The 19,155-nt window shown below is 70.0% G+C and carries 15 protein-coding genes and 2 pseudogenes; 11 read left to right on the top strand and 6 right to left on the bottom strand.

What is annotated here, in order from left to right; all coding sequences use genetic code 11:
• Positions 1–32: 32 nt before the first annotated feature.
• Both ACFWUZ_RS30320 and ACFWUZ_RS30325 read right to left on the bottom strand, forming a co-directional pair.
• On the bottom strand, positions 33–941 hold the full coding sequence (locus tag ACFWUZ_RS30320; RefSeq protein ID WP_384379922.1) for a transketolase family protein: 909 nt from the start codon (positions 939–941) through the stop codon (positions 33–35).
• Positions 942–965: 24 nt separating this feature from the next.
• Positions 966–1,691, bottom strand: a complete 726-nt coding sequence (locus ACFWUZ_RS30325; protein WP_384379925.1) for a transketolase — start codon at positions 1,689–1,691, stop codon at positions 966–968.
• A gap of 203 nt (positions 1,692–1,894) precedes the next feature.
• Between ACFWUZ_RS30325 and ACFWUZ_RS30330 the strand changes: the two genes are divergently transcribed.
• Complete coding sequence (locus tag ACFWUZ_RS30330; RefSeq protein ID WP_384379928.1) at positions 1,895–3,115, top strand: MFS transporter; 1,221 nt, start codon at positions 1,895–1,897, stop codon at positions 3,113–3,115.
• A 38-nt stretch (positions 3,116–3,153) separates the two neighbouring features.
• Positions 3,154–4,023: a TIGR03621 family F420-dependent LLM class oxidoreductase gene (locus tag ACFWUZ_RS30335; protein ID WP_384380003.1), complete on the top strand. Its 870-nt coding sequence runs from the start codon at positions 3,154–3,156 to the stop codon at positions 4,021–4,023.
• 83 nt (positions 4,024–4,106) lie between these two features.
• Here the strand turns inward: ACFWUZ_RS30335 and ACFWUZ_RS30340 are convergent, their stop codons facing one another.
• Entirely contained in the window at positions 4,107–4,658 is a 552-nt protein-coding gene (locus tag ACFWUZ_RS30340) for an EF-hand domain-containing protein (protein ID WP_384379931.1), read from the bottom strand.
• A gap of 135 nt (positions 4,659–4,793) precedes the next feature.
• The gene (locus ACFWUZ_RS30345; protein ID WP_384379934.1) at positions 4,794–7,103 is read right to left on the bottom strand and encodes a molybdopterin-dependent oxidoreductase; all 2,310 of its coding nucleotides are present in this window, start codon (positions 7,101–7,103) and stop codon (positions 4,794–4,796) included.
• Positions 7,104–7,508: 405 nt separating this feature from the next.
• On the opposite strand from ACFWUZ_RS30345, the gene ACFWUZ_RS30350 reads away from it, so the two are divergent.
• The 8 genes and pseudogenes from ACFWUZ_RS30350 to ACFWUZ_RS30385 form a co-directional block, all read left to right on the top strand.
• Positions 7,509–8,159: a hypothetical protein gene (locus ACFWUZ_RS30350; RefSeq protein WP_384379936.1), complete on the top strand. Its 651-nt coding sequence runs from the start codon at positions 7,509–7,511 to the stop codon at positions 8,157–8,159.
• Between the two features lie 24 nt (positions 8,160–8,183).
• A pseudogene (locus ACFWUZ_RS30355) lies at positions 8,184–8,249 on the top strand (Hsp20/alpha crystallin family protein); the annotation flags it as partial.
• Positions 8,250–8,830: 581 nt separating this feature from the next.
• On the top strand, positions 8,831–9,403 hold the full coding sequence (locus ACFWUZ_RS30360; protein WP_384379939.1) for a snapalysin family zinc-dependent metalloprotease: 573 nt from the start codon (positions 8,831–8,833) through the stop codon (positions 9,401–9,403).
• Between the two features lie 1,822 nt (positions 9,404–11,225).
• Positions 11,226–12,239: an SPFH domain-containing protein gene (locus tag ACFWUZ_RS30365; RefSeq protein WP_384379942.1), complete on the top strand. Its 1,014-nt coding sequence runs from the start codon at positions 11,226–11,228 to the stop codon at positions 12,237–12,239.
• On the top strand, positions 12,236–13,135 hold the full coding sequence (locus tag ACFWUZ_RS30370) for a hypothetical protein (protein WP_384379945.1): 900 nt from the start codon (positions 12,236–12,238) through the stop codon (positions 13,133–13,135). The genes ACFWUZ_RS30365 and ACFWUZ_RS30370 overlap by 4 nt, the downstream gene beginning before the upstream one ends.
• A gap of 320 nt (positions 13,136–13,455) precedes the next feature.
• A complete protein-coding gene (locus ACFWUZ_RS30375) occupies positions 13,456–13,734 on the top strand; it encodes a DUF3253 domain-containing protein (protein ID WP_384379948.1) in 279 nt (92 codons plus the stop codon).
• A 484-nt stretch (positions 13,735–14,218) separates the two neighbouring features.
• Entirely contained in the window at positions 14,219–14,581 is a 363-nt protein-coding gene (locus ACFWUZ_RS30380) for a hypothetical protein (protein WP_384379951.1), read from the top strand.
• Between the two features lie 157 nt (positions 14,582–14,738).
• Positions 14,739–14,894: pseudogene (locus ACFWUZ_RS30385) on the top strand (IS5/IS1182 family transposase); the annotation flags it as partial.
• A 207-nt stretch (positions 14,895–15,101) separates the two neighbouring features.
• Here ACFWUZ_RS30385 and ACFWUZ_RS30390 read toward each other — a convergent pair.
• Positions 15,102–16,802 (bottom strand): alkaline phosphatase D family protein, encoded by a 1,701-nt coding sequence (locus ACFWUZ_RS30390; protein WP_384379954.1) that lies wholly within the window; start codon positions 16,800–16,802, stop codon positions 15,102–15,104.
• Positions 16,803–17,446: 644 nt separating this feature from the next.
• On the opposite strand from ACFWUZ_RS30390, the gene ACFWUZ_RS30395 reads away from it, so the two are divergent.
• Positions 17,447–17,833 carry an SRPBCC family protein gene (locus ACFWUZ_RS30395; RefSeq protein WP_384379957.1) on the top strand — a complete coding sequence of 129 codons (387 nt, stop codon included), beginning with the start codon at positions 17,447–17,449 and terminating at the stop codon, positions 17,831–17,833.
• Positions 17,834–18,111: 278 nt separating this feature from the next.
• Here the strand turns inward: ACFWUZ_RS30395 and ACFWUZ_RS30400 are convergent, their stop codons facing one another.
• On the bottom strand, positions 18,112–18,561 hold the full coding sequence (locus tag ACFWUZ_RS30400; protein ID WP_384379960.1) for a spore-associated protein: 450 nt from the start codon (positions 18,559–18,561) through the stop codon (positions 18,112–18,114).
• Positions 18,562–19,155: the final 594 nt, after the last annotated feature.

The following is a 19,155-nucleotide window of genomic DNA, read 5'->3' on the forward strand; positions in this document are numbered from 1 at the left end:
TGGATCATTCCGGTAGGGCACTTGCCCGCCAACTAATGCAAATATCCGAGGAATTCAGCCATGGTGCGGCGCAAACCCGCTGCCCCGAGACCGTGTGCGATCGCGTGCTGACGTGGAGTGCCGTAGTGGCGCAACTCGTCCAGGCTCACGCCGAGGGACAGCGTTCGATGAGCCCGGTCGGGCAGGGCGCGGGCGACCTCGGCGGCGGAGGTGCCCGCGAGATAGGGCTCGACGAGCACGACATTGGCCTCCGGCTGGTCGGCCACCGCGGCCCGCAGCGCCGCCGCGTCGAAGGGCCGGACGGTCGACGCGTACAGCACGGTCACGTCCAGCGGCCCGGTCGCCTCCAGTACGGCGTCGGCCAGCGGTCCGACCGCGATCACGGTGCCCCGCCCGCCCTCGCGCAGCACCCGGAACCCGTTCCCGTCCGGATGGAAGGCGTTCTCATTTGCCTGGTTGGACAGGCGGATGTAGACCAGTCCGCTCCCCGCCGCAGCCCGGCGCAGCTGTGCCTCCGCCTCGTCGGGATGACCCGGAACGTGGATCGTCCAATCGGGCAGGGTGGCCAGCAGCGCCACGTCTCCGGGGGACTGGTGGGTCCGCCCACCGCTGGCGATGTCGTAGGACCCGCCCGCGCTGACCAGCACCGCGCCCACGTCCTGGTGGTTCAGGTCGAGTTTGATCTGTTCGAACGGCCGCTCGATGAGGAACGGCGCGAAGCTGTGCGCGATGGGTCGCAGCCCGGCCAGGGCCAGGCCACCGGACACGCTGATCAGCAACTGTTCGCGGATGCCCAGATTGATCACCCGATCCGGATGCTCGCCGGAGGCCCGGCTGAACATCTTCGCGCTCAGGTCGGCTGTGACCAGCGCGAGGTTCTCGTGTTCGGCGAGCAGCTCGGTCGTGACCTCGACGAACCGCTCTCGCATCTGCCCGGCCATGGCTTCTCCTCCTCGGTTGTGTCGTCAGTGGCTGGGGCTGTACTCGACCTCGGCGACCACCACAGAGGGGCGACCCGGATGAGGTGCGGTGAACGCCGCCTCGAGCGCGGTGTGGTCGCGCCCGTCGACCCGCGCCGTCGCCCAACCCTCCACGGCGAAGCGGGTCTCCAGTCCGCCGGGCCAGCCCTGTGTCGCGTTGCCGTTGTCGATCACGACGACGTTGAGCTGCTCGAGCCGACTCCGGCCGGCGTAGGCGATCGCCTCGTGGTTGGAACCCTCGTCGAGTTCGCCGTCGCCGAGCAGTACCCACAGCCGAGGTGACGTCAGGCCGCGCGCCCGCAGGCCCAGCACGGTGCCCACGGCCAACGGGAGACCGTGGCCGAGCGACCCGCTGGAGATCTCCACCCCCGGTATGAGCAACCGGTCCGGGTGGTGGCCGAGAGAAGCGTGGTAGGTGCCGAACCGGTCGAACTCGGCCGGATCGACGAAGCCCTTCGCGGCCAGCACCGCGTAATAGGCCATCGGACCGTGCCCCTTCGAGAGGTAGAACCGGTCGCGGTCCTCCGCCATGTCGGGCCCGACCCGCAGCACCCGGTCGTAGAGCACCCAGAGCACATCCAGGGTGGAAGACGCCGCCTCGGCGTGCTTCTCGTCCCCGGTCATCGAAGCCATCAAGCGGTACAGGTCGTCGTAGACCAGCCCTGTCATCACACCACCTACTTCCCCAACTCCGGTCAGAGGCGCGAACATACACGACCGTCGATCTTCACCGGCCGTCACTTGAGGACCGTGACGGGATCGCTCAGGGCCACTGCCGGGTCGTCGATCAGTGGTCTAGGGTGGGCGGCCATGAAGCATCGGTGGGTGTACGACGAACGAATACCGCCCGGGGAGACGGCGCGGGTGTGCGAGGGGCTGATCCGGCAGGGGAAGGTCCCCGGAGGGCGGATGGCGTGATCACCTCCTTCGTCCGCAGCAACTACGCCTCACTGCGCGGCCCGACGGCCCCCCTGGCCGTTCTGCACCTGCTCGACAGCGTCGGCAACGGCCTGTTCCTGGCCAGTTCGACCGTGTACTTCGTCGTGGTCGCCGGCTTGCCCACCGCTCAGGTCGGGATCGGGCTGTCGCTGGCAGGGCTCACGGGATTCTTCTCCAGTGTCCTGATGGGGCGGGCAGCCGACAGGTTCGGGGCCCGGCGCATGCTGATGATCAGCATGTTGGCCCTCGCCGGTGTCTACTGCATGTACCCGATGGTCGACTCGGCGCCCACGTTCTTCGTGGTGGTGGCCCTGGTAGGCGCCCTCGAATGGGGCAGCGGTCCGCTGTTCCACACCTTGGTCATGGATCTGGTCCCGGAATCCGACCGTGTCACCGCACGGGCCGCCCTCCGTTCGGTGTTCAACGTCGGCTTCTCCGCGGGCGCACTCGTCGCCGCGGGGCTGATCGGCATCGGCGGTGCGGCCATGCAGGCCCTGCCGCTCGGCAACGCCCTGTCCTTCGTGCTTGCCGCACTGGTGGTCGTCAGGCTGCCGGTCACCCACCCCGGACCGCCACCCGAACGAGCCTCACGGTTCAGGGCGCTGCGGGACGTCCCGTTCCTCGGTGTGATCGGCGTGTCGACCCTGCTCGCCCTCAACGGCACCGTGCTCGCGGTGGGTGTACCGCTGTGGCTCCTCGGTGTCGACGGCGTACCGCGCAGCGTGATCCCGCTGGTGTTCATCCTCAACACCGTGCTGGTGGTCCTGTTGCAGGTCCGGGCCGCCCGAGGCGCGGACACCTTGGACGGCGCTGTCGCCGCCGCCCGCCGATCCGGGCTGGTGAGCGCCGCGGCCTGCCTCGTCATGGTCCTCGGTGGTCTCATCGGTTCCTGGGCGACCGTCGGCGTAGCGGTGGTCGCCGTCCTGCTGATCACCGCCGGAGAGCTGTGGCAGTCCGCCGGTGCGTTCGGCATCGGCTACGGGCTGGCTCCTGACACCGCCCGAGGTGAATACCTGGGCGCGTTCCACCTCAGGATGGTCGCCCAGGCCACACTCGGCCCGGCCGCGGTCGCCTGGTTCGCGACCGACCTCGCGCCCTACGGCTGGGCGATCGTGGCGGCGGCACTCCTCGCCGGGGCAGTGCTGATCGGCCCGGCGGTCCGCCGCGCCGAACGCGACCGGGCCACCGCCGTCTGAGTCTCCCCACACCCAAGGACAGGACCTGTGCGATGAACATGCGGTTCGGCGTGAGTTTCTGGAAGCTCGAAGACCGGGCCTCCTGGATGGAGAAGTCCCGACGTGCCGAGGACCTCGGCTACCACGTGATCACCGTGCCCGACCACATCGACATGCCATCGCCCTTCCCGGCGTGCGTTCTGGCTGCCGAGGCGACCAGGAACGTCCGGGTCGGCACGTTCGTGAGCAACACCTCGTTCTACAGCCCGGCACTGTTCGCCCGGGACGTCGTCACCACCGCCCAGCTCACCGGAGGGCGGCTGGAGGTCGGCCTCGGCGCGGGGTGGAAGAAGAAGGAGTTCGACCAGGCCGGAATTCCGTTCGGGGCGGCGGGCAAGCGTGTCGACCGGCTCGTCGAGACCCTGGACGAGGTCAAGCGGGCCTGGAGCGCCGCCCGGACCCGCCCCGGCGCCGCGTCCGACCGGCCGCCCCTGATGATCGGCGGAAACGGTGACCGGGTGCTGAGACTGGCTGCCAGGCACGCCGACATCGTGTCGTTCGCCGGCACCGGATTCGATCCGCAGGGTCGGGGGATGCAGTTCCTCACCGATCGGCAGATGGACGAGCGGGTGGCATTGGTGGATGCGGAACTGCGCGCATCCGACCGGGACGCCGTGCACCGAAACATCATCGTGCTGCGGACTCAGGTGACGGATGACCGCGCGGCCGCTCGGGAGGACTACTCCCGGTTCCTGCGGGGCACGCTGAGCCCCGAACAGGTCGGGGAACTACCCGCCGTGCTGATCGGGAGCCCGGAACAGATCGCCGAGCAACTCATCGCTCGTCGGGAACGGTTCGGGTTCGACTACGTCACCGTGCAGGAGTCGGCGCTCGACACCTTCGCCAAGGTGATAGCGCTGCTCCGCTGACACACCTGGCCTGGGGTCTTCCCGCCGCCTGCCCACGCCGGCAGTGGTGTGGGCAGGCGCGTCCCGGGCCGCATCTGGGGCCGTCAGCCGGCGACCCTGCCGAACAGGTGGTTGGCAGGAGCGTCCGGGTCGGTGCCGTAGAAGAACTCCGTGACCGCCTGGTGGAATTCGGCGCGGTCCAGCGCACCGGAGCCGTCCCGGTCCAAAGCGGCGAAGACCGCGGCGCAGTCCTCGCCGGGAACGCCGGCGACCGAGTCGAACATCTGCTGGAACTCCGTTTGGTCGATCTTGCCGTCTCCGTTGAGATCGACCAGGTCGAAGAAGCAGTTGGTCACCGGCTCGATCTGTTCCGGGTACAGGGCGGGGTCGGTCAGGACCCGCTTGAACCCTTCGCTCATCTCCCGCAGATCGACCTTCCCGTCACCGTCCTGATCCATCGGGGCGATCACGTTCGTCCAGAACCCGTCCATCCCCTCGGTGAGCAGGCGGGCGGTCGCGGAGTCGGGCGCGGTGCCGCGAGCGGCGATGTAACGCTCGCTCATCATGCGGACGTCCCGCTGGGTGATGAACCCGTCGCCGTCGACGTCGGCGCCCCTGAACCACTGGCCGTACTTGAGGTCTTGAAGTGCAGTCATGACTGCGGACAGTATTCATGTCACTACGCAGGCGCAAACTGCGAGTGGAGGGCCTTTCGGCGGCCGGGCCGGCCTGCTGGGCGCCTGACGACGGGGTACGTGGAAACTTGCCCGGCGAGGCAGGAAGCATTCGTGTCAATGTTCGAGGTGTGGTGGTGTAAAGGCGAGCACAGCAGGAAGGGCATCGCCGTAGACCTCGACGTCGACCAGCGCACTGAGAGCACTCGGTCCTTGGGACAGGCGCGAGCACGGCCGATCCGCCGTGAGCACGTTCGGATTGCCGTGGCGGTCCAATGTTCCGCTCAGACCTGGCTGGACCGGATCCCACCACGCTCCCGTGGACAATTGCACGACGCCTGGCATGACGTCGTCCGACAGGACTGCGCCCGCGAGACAGCTCCCTCGGTCGTTGTATACGCGCACGATCATGCCGCTCCCGATGCCCCGTGACGCGGCGTCCAACGGATTGATCGTCACGGGCTCACGGCCGCGGATCTTTGAACTGAGGCTGTGGCCACCGTTGTCGTACTGGCTGTGCAGGCGTGAGGCGGGCTGATTCGAGATCAAGTGCAGCGGGAACCGCTCCGACAGGTCGGCACGAAGCCACTCCACTGGTTCGAACCACGTGGGATGCCCGGCGCAGTCGTCGTAACCGAACGAGTCGATCTCCTCGGAGAAGATCTCAATCCTGCCCGAGGGCGTCAGCAGGGGGAAACGCTGCGGATCTGAGCGGAGCGCCTCGAAGCTGCCGGGGAACGGTCCGGTCGACGCCGGCAGCTCAGCGGTGGAGCGTCTCCAAAAGTCGTCGAAGCCCGGCAAGGCGGCATCGTCGCCGAGTTCGGCCCTCGTCTGCTCGTAAAGGTGTCGGACCCATTCGATCTCGGAGCGCGATTCCGTGAACTCCTGCTCGTATCCGAGCCGGGAGGCCAAGGCGGTGAAGATGTGGTGGTCGGTGCGCGACTCGCCCGCCGGCTCGCGGACCTTCGGCATCGCGACGAGGTGGGGGTCCGAGAATCCGGCGGCGAAGTCGTCGCGCTCCAAGCTGGTGGCGACGGGGAGGACGATGTCCGCGAACTTGGCCGTGGTGTTCCACCAGGCTTCGTGAACCACCACCGTGTCAGGAGTCTGCCAGCCCCGGGTCAACCGATGGAGATCCTGGTGGTGGTGGAACGGGTTCCCTCCGCACCAGTACACCAGGCGAAGCTCGGGCAACGTGAGGCGCCGGCCGTCGTAGTCGATGGTCCTGCCCGGATGCAGCAGGGTGTCGGCGATCCTTGCGACAGGAATGAAATCCGGTACAGGATTGGCGACTTCGGGAATCGTCGCCACGAACGGGCGGCCTTTGGCAACGCCGGTCGCGTCCATCGTCGCGTAGCCTGCACCCCAGCCGCAGCCGGACCGACCCATCGAACCCGCCATGGCGGCCAGCACGACAGACATCCAGATCGGCTGCTCGCCGTGGTCCGCCCGTTGCACCGCGTAGTTGACCATGATGAGGGAACGTTGCGTGGTGAGGCGGCGAGCGAGGTCGGTGATCGCTTCGCGACTGATGCCCGTGATCCTCGCCGCCCAGGCAGCGTCCTTGGGGACGCCATCGAGCTCGCCGGTCAAGTAGGAGGCGAAGCGGTCGAACCCGACGCAGCACCGGCGAAGGAAGTCCTCGTCGTGCCACCCGTTGACCAGCATCGTGTGGGCGATGCCGAGCATCGCGGCGGTGTCGGTGTTGGGGACGACGGGCAGCCACTCGGCCTCGAGGAAGCCGGCGACGTCGCTGCGGATGGGGCTGACGTTCACGAACCGCACCCCGGCCTCACGGCACTGGCGCTGCAAGTTCTGCGTCTGGTGCCTGGCCAGCCCGCCAGGGTTGATCTGGCTGTTCTTGAGGGCCAGCCCTCCGAACGCCACCACAAGTTCGCAGTTCTCGGCGATCTCGTCCCACATCGGCATCCGGGACTGGTAGCTCCAGGGATGCCCGCCGATCACATGAGGGAGGATGACCTCCAACGCTGCCGTGCTGTACGTGTTGCGAGAGTCGGTGTATCCCCCGCCTAATGCCAGGAACCGGTGGAGTTGGCCCTGCGCGTTGTGGAACGCGCCCGCGCTCGCCCATCCATAGGATCCGCCGAACACCGCGCTGTCTCCGTGCTGTGAACGCACTCGACGCAGTTCATCGCTGACGAGCGTGATCGCATCGTCCCAGCTCACCTCCACGAAGGCGTCTGCGCCCCTGGCCGTGTCATGGGCGCGCGGCAGGCCGTTGAGCCAGCCCTTGCGCACGGCGGGGCGCAACACGCGAGCGCTGTCGTCGGCGGCTGTCACCATTCCGGGGCCGATGGGCGACGGCGCGGGGTCATCGTCCTTCGGCTCGATTCGCACCAACCGGCCGGAATCGACCACCGCGATGAAACTGCCCCAGTGGGTCGCAACCGACATGCGTCGTTCCACCCTGCATCAACTCCATCCCTGAAGTCCCCTGCTGTCGACCAGCGGGTGCTTACGTCGCAGGGGCTCCACTTCAGTCGACGGTCCGCGGGACGGAGACTTCCCCGGTGGCCTGCTGCCCAACCTCTTCGGTGCGAACGACTGCCAAGGACCGCACAGAAGCGCCGGTCGCATGGACTCGCATCAGGCACGCGATGCCGTGACCTCAGCTGATCAGGCAGGCAGGTCGCGGGCTTTCAAGATGCCTGATCTACAGGCGTGGTCAGGCCCGAACTCGTCGCTGACATCAGCAACGACACCTCCGTCGACCGCGGCGGCGTCTACCGGCAGTGTTCCGATCGGCGGTACAGCCCCTAGGCTGTGCGCCGGTCGGCCCCAGGCGCGGGGTCCCAGGGGGCGGGGAACAGGATGTCCGTAGAACGTCACATAGCGGGGATGCTCCAGCAGATCGCCCGTCAGCAGGACATCGTCGAGATCGCCCCCCAGGGCTCCACGCCGAAGGCGGCAGCCCTGGCGCACGTGGCGGAGCAGTACGGCTACACGTACGGCATGGCGTACAGGACCGGGTTCAAGAACTCGCTCGTCCAGGTCCGGATGCACCGGGACCCGCAGCCCGACGCGCGCGTCCACGAGGCGGCCACCATCACCGCCCATCCGCAGGCGGGCAACGGCGGGACGGTGCCGGGGCTGCAGCAGGGCTCGCTGAAGCCGCTCCCCGAAGCGGTCGGTGCCGTGGCCGTGCTGAAGGACCTCATCACCTTCGACGTCATGGCCCAGTACGTCGCCGACCGGAGCCAGAAGGCGAAGGGTTACCTCGCCTGCGCGGTCCTGACCGTCCTCCTGCTCATCGACAGGTCGCCGGTCGAAGCGGTCGCCTCCGGCGGGGCGGTCGCGCTGCTCTTCACCGTGGCGTTCAAGGTGGGCGAGATCCGCCGCGGGAAGATCGCACAGAGGCTGACGGCTGCAGGGTTCCTCGCGGTGCGCGACGAACAAGGCAGCCAGCGGTTCCTGCGCCCGGGGCAGCAGTTGCCCGGCCACACCAACCCGTTCGCCGCCTGAGCTCCTGACCTGCGGGCGCAGACAGTCCTCACTCTGCGGATCCCGATCGCCGAGCGTGCAGAGCCTCGCAAGATCAGCATCGGCGGGCGTCCCGCCGCAAGGAATCTCCGGACAGACCGGCCCCACCAGCGGCGGAGGATGGGGAACCCCGCCCCCAGCCCCGCGTCCTCCGTGGCCCTCCCCCCTGCACCCCTCGACGGAGGTGACGTGATGCCGATACGCAGGGATGCGTTCCTGGACCACGTCCAGGAACGCATGCGAGTACCGGAGTGTGGAAGAGGCTGATCGCGTTGCCCTCGCCGTCTCGCCCTGCTGGGCGCCCACCTGCCCGGCACCGTGCGGGCCGAGCTCGCCGCGGCTCCCCGAGACGTACTCCCTGATCCTTCGCAATCTCCGTGGCTGCGCCGACGCGGCCGTCCGTAGCCCACTCGCCGTGCCCGGCCGCGCGAGCCCTCCTGGGTGGTGCCGGCCGCTGACCGGGCATCGGCTGGAGTGCCTGCCGGAATTGGCTGACAGGTGCATGACGGATTGGTGGAGGGCGGGGCTACCTTCTTAGGGCTCTGGAGGGGCGGCTGTCCGAACGTGCGGGCCACAGACGGGCCGTGGCGGCGTCTCCGGTGCCCCGACTCCGCCGAGGGGCCGGGTCCCCCCACGCGTGAAGGAAGACGACCATGTCCCTGGGCACCTGGCTGAAAGTCGGCACATCCGCCGCCGCGCTGGTCCTCACAGCGGCAACCGCCGCGACCGCGGCACCCGCGCCCACACCGGACGCCACCGCAGCGATAGTGACGCTCCGTTACGACGACAGTCGGGCCGGCGGCTGGGAAGCGGCCATCGCGGCCGGAGTCGCTTCCTGGAACGCGAACGTCAGTAACGTTCGGCTGGTGGAGGCCGCGCCCGGGGTTCGGGCCGAGATCGTCATCGTGGCCACCACCGGCTGGCCGCAGGCCACCCTCGGTCCGGTCCGTCCTGGGCGACAGGTGCGAGTCGAACTCGGCGCGCAGGCTGTGAGCCAGGGGTATGACAAGACGCGCATCGCTGCGCACGAGCTGGGCCACAGCCTGGGTCTCCCGGACACCAAGCCGGGGCCGTGCTCCCAGCTGATGTCCGGGTCCAGCGCCGGGACGGCCTGCACCAACGCCTTGCCCAATGCGGCCGAGCGGTCCCGCGTGCAGAACGCGTACGCGAACGGGCTCGCGGCAATCGTGCCGACCGACGGCCGGGTACTCATCGACGCCCCCTGACCGGCGCGTCGGCGGGTCGGCGGGTCGGTGCGGGGCCGGGACGGGACTTCCGGAGAACAGCCGTGCTGGTCCACTGCCGCGCCTTCACCGGGAAGCGGTTTCGTGATGGGCGACACGGGTTTTGCACCGGGTTGGCGACAGGTTCCTTCCGCACGGTGAGGAGCTTCGTGCCCGGTGGGGCAGGGTGGTGGGGCTCCGCGGTGTCGTTTTGTTGGTGAAGGTTGCTGTCGTTTCGGCTGTGGGTTTGTTGTCGTGCGTGCAGGGGAGTTGGGTGTCAGGGAGTTGCGTTGGTTCGGTGCTTGATGCTGGGCTTGCGGGCGTTCTCATCCGATGGATGTGTCGACGTCGTGGCGCCATGTGCTGAAGTCTGTGAACCATATGTCGGGGCGTGGGAGGTGGATGTCAGGTAGGTTTCGGCGTGTTTCCAGGTGCCCTGGCGCCGTAGTCCCGGCCCGCCCAGGACGAGGAGGGCGGTCCCGGGGTAACGCTTTGTTTCCTGTGCCAGGCGTGCTTCGACGTAGTCGAGGAGAGCGTCGCCGGCCGCGAGGGCTTCTGCTGTTTCTTGGGCAGTTGGTCGGTAGCCGTGGTGGACCACTCGACCTCGCCGGCGTGCTCGGAGGAAAGCGCGGCGTGTATGACGGCGTTGCCGTAGTCGCCGTCTCGGAACATGAAGAGGCTCCCTCGTGGGCGCGGTCCATCGCACGTTCGAGTGGCGATCCGTCCCGTCAGCGCCAGAGGTGGACGTTGAGTCGCGGCATCTCCGATGATTCGTCGAGGACCTCCGTGACGGGCTGCGCTCGAGGAGTGAGGAGCAAGATACCGGCGGGCGCCTGCCCTTGAGCATGCGTGGGGTGTGCGGCCGAGCCATTGAGCAAGGCGTATTTGCTCAGGGGTAGCCACAGGGTGCTTGGTTCGGGTGATGAGACGAGTCATCGCGCTCACGTCGGTCAGGACGTGGAGCAGCGCTTGAACCCCCGCCCGGAGAAAGGTGAGGGGCGCTTACGGGAAGCGTCCGCGCGCGATTGCGCCAGGGCGGCGAGCAATCGTGGCCTCGAGCTGGATTCGAGGAACGGCCTCCCGCATCGCACCAGGTGCCGAGGCCGTCCACGGTCGCCTCGACCGGAGCCGGCGTCTCCCTGACCGCCGAAGCCCAGTCGACCCGCTACCTGCCATGGCACCAGGCAGCCAGCCAGGCGTCAGCGGTCACGATACGGCTGCTGTCTGGTCAGGCCTACGGCGAGGGCCTCTCCTACGGAGTCGACCAAGGTCCGGGACGGTTCCGTCCAGCTCTTGAAACGTCCGACCATCGCAGTGCAGACCGAGTCGTTCGCACTTTGCGGCCCCATGCCCTTGGAAGACCAGGCCGGGCCGACGCTTACCGCTCGCAGGTCTGGTGCCGGTCGGCGATGGCGTGGACATGGGCTTCGCGGAGGTCGGCCGGATCGCCGGGGTGGGCCGGGCGTCCGTCATGTCCTGGCGCAGGATCCTGCCCGGCTTGCCGACCCCGGAGGGCATTACACGAGCGAGACGGTGTTCGACCGGCGCGCGGTGGGCGCCTGGCTCCTCGCGCACGGATGAGTACCTGGCGCACCGCCACGGCTCTCCCCGGACCTGAGCCCGGCGGGGGCGGCCTCGCCCGGACCGGCAGGGACGGCGGTGGCCGAGGGCCGCGCAGCAGCCTGTCCCAAGCAGAGAAGCCGTTCTGCGCCCGCCGCCCATCCCCCGACCGGGACCGGCCGGGCTGCCGGAAGACTCTTTTCGTCCCCTTGACGATATAGGGGCCTCAATTATCGTCGCATTGACGAAATGAAGGGGGTTCGCCATGTCCGACATCACCCGGCGCTTCGGCTGGCGCCATCTGCGCTCCGCGCCCACCGCCCACATCCGCCACCACAAACGCGGCCGACTCGTCCACGACGGACGGGGACTCAGCTTCTGGTACCGGTCCCTGTCGGCGGCGCTCTCCGAAGTCCCCGTCGACGACCGCGAGCTGGCCATGGCGTTCCACGCCCGTACGTCCGACTTCCAGGACGTCGCCGTGCAGGCCACCGTCACCTACCGGATCAGCGATCCGGCCGAGGCTGCCAACCGACTCGACTTCTCCGTCGACCCGGACACCGGGAGCTGGCGCGGCGCCCCCCTGGAGCAGATCGCCACCCTCCTCACCGAGACCGCGCAGCAGCACACCCTGGACGTACTGGCCCGGACCCCGCTGGCCACCGCCCTGGTGGACGGCGTCGCCTCCGTACGGGAGAGGGCCGCCGCCGGTCTCGCCGCCGAGCCCAGACTCCCGGCCACCGGAATCGACGTGGTGGCCGTACGGGTCGTGGCGATCCGCCCCGAGGCCGAGGTGGAGCGCGCCCTGCGCACCCCGGCCCGCGAGCAGATCCAGCAGGAGGCCGACCGGGCCACCTACGAACGCCGGGCCGTCGCCGTCGAGCGCGAGCGCGTCATCGCCGAGAACGAGCTGGCCAGCCAGATCGAACTGGCCCGGCGTGAGGAGCAGTTGGTCGAGCAGCGCGGCACCAACGCCCGCCGCGAAGCCGAGGAGAAGGTGGCGGCGGACGCAGTGAGGACGGAGGCCGAGGCAGACCGCAAGGTCCGCCTGGCCCGCGCCGACGCCGAGGCGGCGCGCGAGACCGGTGCGGCACGCGCAGAGGTCCAAGCCGCATGGCTGCGCGTGCACGACAAGGCCGGCCCGGGCACCCTCCACGCCCTGGCCGCGACCCGGCTGGCGGAGAACCTGCCGCGGATCGAGAGCATCACGCTCTCTCCCGACGTCCTCACCGGGCTCCTCACCAGGCTCGGACGCCCGGAAGCCGGCACGGGCGCGTGAGCCTGGCTCCGCGGGCGGTCCTCGTGCACCGCAGGACCGAGTACGAGGAACTCCTCGCCCGGCACGGCACGCACGGGCAGGCCGCGTTCTTCCTCTCCAGCCGCGGCCGGTCGATCGACGAGGTGGCCCGCCGCCACGACCGCACGTGCAACGCGCTGCGCCAGGTGGCGGCGGCGGTGCCGCTCACATGGCGCAGCTCCCGTGTGGAGAGGGCGGACCTGGACCGCTTCCTGTTCGCTCCGCAGGACGTGGTGGTCGTGGTCGGCCAGGACGGCCTGGTCGCCAACACCGCGAAGTACCTGCGCGGACAGCCGGTGGTGGGCATCGACACCGCCCCGGGCAGCAACCCGGGCGTCCTGGTCCGCCACCGCTGCACCGACGCCGCCGCCCTGCTGCGGGCGGCGACCGCCACCGGGAGCCGGGCAGAGGAGCTCACCATGGTCGAGGCCGTCGCCGACGACACCCAGCGCCTCCTCGCGCTGAACGAGATCTACCTGGGCGCTCCCGGCCACCAGACGACCCGATACCGCCTGGCCTCCGACGCCGAGAAGGGCCCGGCCGAGGTCCAGGCATCCTCCGGGGTACTGGTCGGCACCGGCACCGGAGCCACCGGCTGGCTGCGCTCCCTGTGGCTGGAACGCGGCAGCCCCACCGTGCTGCCCGCACCCCGCGACCGGCGACTCCTGTGGTTCGTACGCGAGGCCTGGCCCTCACCCACCACCGGAACCACGAAGGTCGCCGGCGAGCTGGGACAGGGCCAACAGCTGCAGCTGACCGTGGAGTCGGACCGGATCACGGTCTTCGGCGACGGGATGGAAAACGACGCCTTGGAGCTGACCTGGGGCCAGAGCGTACGGCTGGGCATCGCGGAAACATCGCTCCACCTGGTCACATGACCACCCGCCGGCACGGCCGCCCTCGTGCTCGGCGACCTCACCGCGGCCTGTCGGCCCAACGTCCGAGCCCTGGCCGACGCCCGCTCACCAGGGCTGACGGCCCTGGTCCCCACCTGCGCACTGCCTCCGCCCTCCCCGGAGCCCGCTCACGAACCGAACTGGCCCGACTGTCCCCCACCACGGACGAAAGCCCCGCCGACCGAGGCCTCACCCTCCAGACGAGAGGCGGGCCGACGGCGTTCGAGCGGTCCTGCGGCGCACCGGCCCCGCGCGGTGGCCGATATTGCCCTGCTTCCCGTCATCGTTGCGACACTGGGGGAGTGGCAGACACCGAACGGCACAAGACGGACCGGCACCTGGAGCGAGCCATCCTTCAGCTGCTGGAGCGCCGTGCCCCGAACGCGACGATTTGCCCCTCCGACGCCGCGCGCGCCGTGTACGCGGGGGACGACGACGGCTGGCGCGCGCTCATGGAGCCGGCCCGCCGCGCGGCCCGACGACTGGTCGCGGCCGGCGAGGTGGAGATCACTCAGGGCGGACACCCCGTCGACCCGGCCAAAGCCCGCGGCCCGATCCGCATCCGCATCCGCCGCCGCTGACGCCAGTCGTAGGCGGCGACCAGAGGGGTGAGAACGACCGCGAGGCGGGCGACGAGGACGAGTTCGTGGAACGCGATGTGGATGGGTCCGTAGTCGTGGTGCGCGTCGTCGGGGAGTTCCCCCAGCGCATACCGGTCTCGGTGCCCGGCGGATCGGCGTGTGGACCGCTGCACGCAGCCGCTCGGCCAGATCGGCGGCGACGCCCCGGCCGCCGGCTCACGAGCTTGATGGACTGGCACCCGGGGGTGGGATCCACTAAAGGTGCTGGTCCCGCAGCGTACGGAGTTGCCCGTCTCGCGGTGAAGCCCCGCTGCGCCCGGCTGGACAACTGCGGTGGCGCGCGGAGGAGGAGTTGGCGCCCGCCACGCCACCATGGCCGTCCTCTCCGACACCCTCGAAGTACCTTCGTGCCGGGGGGCGGGGCGGTCGTCGACCGCTCCGCCCCCCGCGCGTCCCACCTCACCTCACGGAGAAACGCATACCGGTGAAGCAGATGCCGCGCCTGTCCCGGCGGCTGCCCGTCGGCTGGGCCATCGCCCTTTCGTTCGACTTCCTCGCCACGGTCCTGACGGCCCTCGTGCTGTGCGCCCTGGGCCTGCTGCTGCCCGGGATCACGGAGGACTACGGCCCCGCCACCGAGCCCACGTCGCCCAGGGCCCTGGCCGTCTTCCTGGCCGCGCTCGCGCTGGTCTCGTCGCTCGGAGGCACGGGGGTCCTCCTCTCGCGGGCCGGGACCGGGCGTTCGCGCACCCTCGGCCTGTGGCTCTCGGCCGTTCGGCTCGGGCTGATCGTGCTGTCCGCCGCCGCCTTCGTCGCGTACGGCGTCGTCACTGTCGAGTTCGCCTGACACGAGCCCGGCCTACACCGCCGGTGCCAGGTCGCGGGCGGTGCCCGTGCCTCCAGGGTGAGCGCGAGTTCCTGCTGGCACCAAGGGTTGTTGCGGAAGGCGCGGCTCGGGGCATTTTGCTTCTACGGGTGGCGTGTTGCGGGCTGAGCCGTTGTGGATGGAGACGGTCACCGGGTTGCGGATGGAGCGGTTCGAGCTGTTGCTGAGGGTGGTGCGGGAGCGGGGCGGGAACGGGCCTGGCGGCGGGCGGCCGTGCTGTCTGCCACTGACGGACCGGGTGCTGCTGGTGGAGTTCGGGATCTCCCCCGCCACCGCTCAGAGCCACGCGTCCGGGCCCGGCCGCGGCGCTCGTACCGGCTCGCGGTGCCGCCCGGGGACCCGCTGCGCGGGGCCATCGACACCCATGCGAGCACGGTCATGACCGTCTTCCACACCGCCGGGGCCAACACGGCCCACGCCTCGTGCGGCAATCGCCCTGAAGGGGCGGGCAGCCCGTGCGCCACCCTTCCGGCAGGCGCGATCACCGGCGGCGACTCCCGTCCGTCAGACTGCGATCGAGGACGCCGATGAGCCGCGCTCCCGCGCGGTCGGTCCCGCGCCCCCGCTTGGCACCCGCCGAGGCCATCTCCAGCCGCAGCCGCGCCGTACGTCCGCGCAGTGTCAGCGTCATCAACTGGTTGCCGAACCACGGTCCGCCGGTGCGCTCCCACCGGACCGCCGGTCTCGCGACCCGTCCGTGGCGGGCGAGGAGATGTCCGATCCCCTTGGCGAACCGGCTCCAGCCGAAACGGAAGCCGGCCTGTATGGCTGCGGGCACCGAGTTGTGCAGCGGTGAGCAGGTGAACTGGAAGACACGGGAGCGCGGCTGCTGTCCGGTGGTCCAGACGGGCTCCGCCACATACGCGTGGTGTACGTCCCCGGAGAGCACGCACACCGTCGCCGGGGCGGCGTCGGCCCGCCCCACCTCGGCGACCGTCTCCGTCAGCCTTTCGAACGACGAGGTGAACGCCGCCCAGTGCTCCAGGTCCGCCCGCCGGCGCAGCCACTCGCCGAAGCGCGCCCAGCGCGGCCCGCGTTCGCCCCGGCAGAGCGCCGCGTGCCAGCCCTCCGCGAAGTGGACCATCGGGGGCAGCAGCCACGGGAGCGAGGTCCCGACCAGCAGGTGGTCGACGCCGCCGGGGTCGTCGAACGCCTGCCTCCGCAGCCAGGCCGCCTCCTCGGCGTCCAGCATCGCCCGGTGCTGCTCCTCCAGCACCCGCGCGGCCCGGGTGTCGACCATCAGCAGCCGGGTGCGCCCGAAGTCCCTGCGGTAGCTCCAGCGCACCGTCGTCGGGTCGGCGTCGGCGCGTTCGGCGAACGCGCGCAGCACCTCCGTGCCGTCGTCGGCCGCCAGTACCGCCGCGTACAGCTCGTCCTCGGCGAGCTCGGCGGGGGAGAGGTTCCCGAGGTGCTGGTAGACCCAGTACGACATCAGGCCGCTGGTGATCCGCTCGCGCCACCAGGGCGTCGCCCGCATGTCGGCTACCCACGCGGCGCTGGTGTTCCAGTCGTCGATGACGTCGTGGTCGTCGAAGATCATGCAGCTGGGCACGGTCGAGAGCAGCCAGCGCAGTTCGGGGTCGCCCCAGGACTCGTCGTAGAGGTGGGTGTACTCCTCGTAGTCGGCGACCTGGTCCGGCGGGGCGGCGGAGCCGGTGCCGGCGGCCCGCCGATGCCGGGCGATCCAGGCGCGGGTGTCGGCGGACGTCTCGTCCGCGTACACCTGGTCGCCGAGGAGGAGGAGAACGTCCGGACGCTCGGCCTCCGGGTCGGCGGCGAGCCGGGCGGAGAGGGTGTCGAGGACATCGGGGCCCACGGGATCGGACTCGCCCACGGCAGGTGCCGCCCACCGGCACGAGCCGAAGGCGACCACCGCGCCCGTCGCCGGGACCGGCGGCGTGTGGATGGTACTGGGCGGCTGGGGCGAGTCCGCGAGGGGCCACACCCGCTCGCCGTCGAGCAGCACCTCGTACGTTGTGGCAGACCCGGGGGCGAGTCCGGTCACGACCACCAGCGCGTAGTGGTGGCCGACGACGCAGAACGTGGGAGCCGAACCACCGGCGCCGCCCGGGCACCGGACCTCCGCCGTGCACGCCCGGTCGGTCTCGACCCACACCGTCGCGCTCGTGCCCGACTCCCAGTCCACGTGCCGCAGGAGCGGGCCCAGCCTCAGAGCGGCCATCGCGAGTCCCCTTCCGGTGCTCCGCACGGTACGGAACGGCCGCTCCGTACAGTACTGAATGACGCCGGAAACGGCGCCGTTGTACTGCCCGGCCGCCCTCGCGTCGGGCCCGGCGGACACGGGAGCAGCGGCTCAGGAGCGACGGCCCGCGCCTGGACCCGTACCGCCGCCCGCCGTCTGGCCCGCGCCGCGGCATCGCCGTGACGCGGATCCTGGGGCAGGCCGTCGCGCGGCGGGTACGTTGAAGGCGACGGCTTGGGGGGGGAGGGAGCATCAGCGCCGCGACGGCCGTGGCGGGCGTTCCTGACGAGTACCGGGCACGGATCTACGCTCTGGCTTTTCGGAACGCACTTGCCGGAAACATCGATCGGCTCTTGGGCCTCTGGACAATTTGGTGTCGACCAGCAAGGGGCCGCGCCGCATGCCGCAGAGGTGCCGTTCTTCCGCAGGCGATCCCTATCCCAGGGGTCGTGCGCCTGTTCGGGGGTCATGAATGCAGGGACCGGGGCACAGGCGCGGGCGGGGGAAATTCTCCCCGGGTACCGGCCGGGCACCTGCCTGGCGGGCGAAGAGGAAGGGTGCCTTGTGTCGAAGGTCGAAGAGTCCATCGAGGTCGACGTCCCCGTCCGGACCGCCTACGACCAGTGGACGCAGTTCGAGTCGTTCCCGCACTTCATGGATGGTGGCGAGCGGATCGAGCAGCACACGGACACCCTGACCACTGGGTGACGAAGTTCGGCGGGGTTTACCGCGAGTTCGACGCGGAGATCACCCAGCAGATCCCCGACGAGAGCCTCGCCTGGATCACCGTGGGCGGTGAGGTGAAGCAGGCCGGTGTGGTCACTTTCCACCACCTCGCCGACAACAAGTCGAAGGTGATGCTCCAGCTCGACTACGACCCTGGAGGCTTCGCCGAGAACGTCGGCGACAAGCTCGGCTTCGTCAAGCGCCAGATCATGGGCGACCTGAAACGGTTCAAGTACATCAAGGACCGCGGCCGCGAGACCGGATCCTGGCGCGCCGAAGTCTGACCAGCCCCTCGCTGTGAACCACACCGTGGGGGTCTTGATCGTTTGCCTCGTAAGGGGTGGAGCGGGCTAGCTTCCCCGGGGCGGTTGCGGCGACGCGCCGACCGGACGGCCGCGCACCCGAGGGGGAGGAGGCCGGACGCGCCCTCGCCCCGGCAGAACTCGGCGAGTCTGCCGGGGCGAGCCGGACCACGGCGGTTCCCGTGCGGTCGTCGGGTCGTAGGTCCTGCCCCCGACGACCGCACGACGGCACAGAACGTCGCGGTCAGGAGGATCTCGGGTCAGCGGACCTCGGTGACCCGGTGCTCCTTGCGCGCGCCACAGTTGGAGTTGTACACCTGCACGTGCACGTTGCTGATGCCCCCGCCCCAGTCGACGCAGTGGCCCTTGCCGTACACGTAGGCCGGGCCCGCGTACGACGTGTACCGGCCGTAGTCCTCGCCCCGCTCCGAGGTTGCGTTGACTTCGATCCAGAGGGCCATGTCCACGGCCGCACCCGGGTTGTTGCGGATGGTCGCGACGCAGTTCTTGCCGTTCGAGGCGTTGTACGTCAGGTAGACGGTGCCCAGCGAGCCGATGGCGGCCGAGTTCACGGTCTTGTAGGCGCTCCCGCAGACCTTCTGCGGCGTGGTGTTGGGCGCGGCGGTGGCGGGCGCCGCCAGCGCGGTCGTGGCCCCCAGGGCCAGGGCGGCGAATGCGGTGGTGGTAAGAACGGAACGGGTGAGTCTCACGTTTCCCCCTGCTGGTCATCGGAGTTGGTCGCTCCTGCATGGAGTGACATGCGCGACGGCGGAACGGTTGCGCATCGTCCGCAAAAGTTGCGACCGCGCCGCCTGATTGGCTCCTTCTCGGCGCTCCTGGGCCTGGACGCTTCGAGAGCGAGCAGCCCCTTCCCCGAGACAGGGCGGCCTGACGGGGCCCCGGAGCGCGATGCCGTGCCCCGGGATGGTCACGACCCGGCCAGCGGGCGTTGACGGAGGCCTTTCTCATGCAGCCGGCCCTGAGGCCGTAGCCGGCCCCTCACCCGCGTCGTCGAGCACGAGGAGCCAGTTCGGACACGGTCAACCCCGTACTGCGCCCGCCGCGCGGCCTTGTACGCCCCGCACAAGGGGTTCGCCGGGGCTCCTTGCCTTGCACAGGGAGCGTGGCAAGACGCACAGGGGCCGGTCTGGCTCGAGGACCAGGTGGCGATCTGTGGTCTGGCTGTGGGGCGGGGGAGGTCGGGGGGCTGCTCCTGGGTGCGGAGCTTCTGTTCAATCACCTGTTCGACTTCTTCGGTGAGTGGAGCGCTGCAGGTCAGCGGTAGGTCTGGTGGTAGAGGGAGG

Source organism: Streptomyces sp. NPDC058646, assembly GCF_042716875.1.
Classification (GTDB): Bacteria; Actinomycetota; Actinomycetes; order Streptomycetales; family Streptomycetaceae; genus Streptomyces.

Coding starts and splice junctions, on each gene's coding strand:
- ACFWUZ_RS30320 (WP_384379922.1), bottom strand. CDS start 941: ATGGCCGGGCAGATGCGAGAGCGGTTCGTCGAGGTCACGACCGAGCTG.
- ACFWUZ_RS30325 (WP_384379925.1), bottom strand. CDS start 1,691: ATGTTCGCGCCTCTGACCGGAGTTGGGGAAGTAGGTGGTGTGATGACA.
- ACFWUZ_RS30335 (WP_384380003.1), top strand. CDS start 3,154: ATGCGGTTCGGCGTGAGTTTCTGGAAGCTCGAAGACCGGGCCTCCTGG.
- ACFWUZ_RS30340 (WP_384379931.1), bottom strand. CDS start 4,658: ATGACTGCACTTCAAGACCTCAAGTACGGCCAGTGGTTCAGGGGCGCC.
- ACFWUZ_RS30350 (WP_384379936.1), top strand. CDS start 7,509: ATGTCCGTAGAACGTCACATAGCGGGGATGCTCCAGCAGATCGCCCGT.
- ACFWUZ_RS30360 (WP_384379939.1), top strand. CDS start 8,831: ATGTCCCTGGGCACCTGGCTGAAAGTCGGCACATCCGCCGCCGCGCTG.
- ACFWUZ_RS30365 (WP_384379942.1), top strand. CDS start 11,226: ATGTCCGACATCACCCGGCGCTTCGGCTGGCGCCATCTGCGCTCCGCG.
- ACFWUZ_RS30390 (WP_384379954.1), bottom strand. CDS start 16,802: ATGGCCGCTCTGAGGCTGGGCCCGCTCCTGCGGCACGTGGACTGGGAG.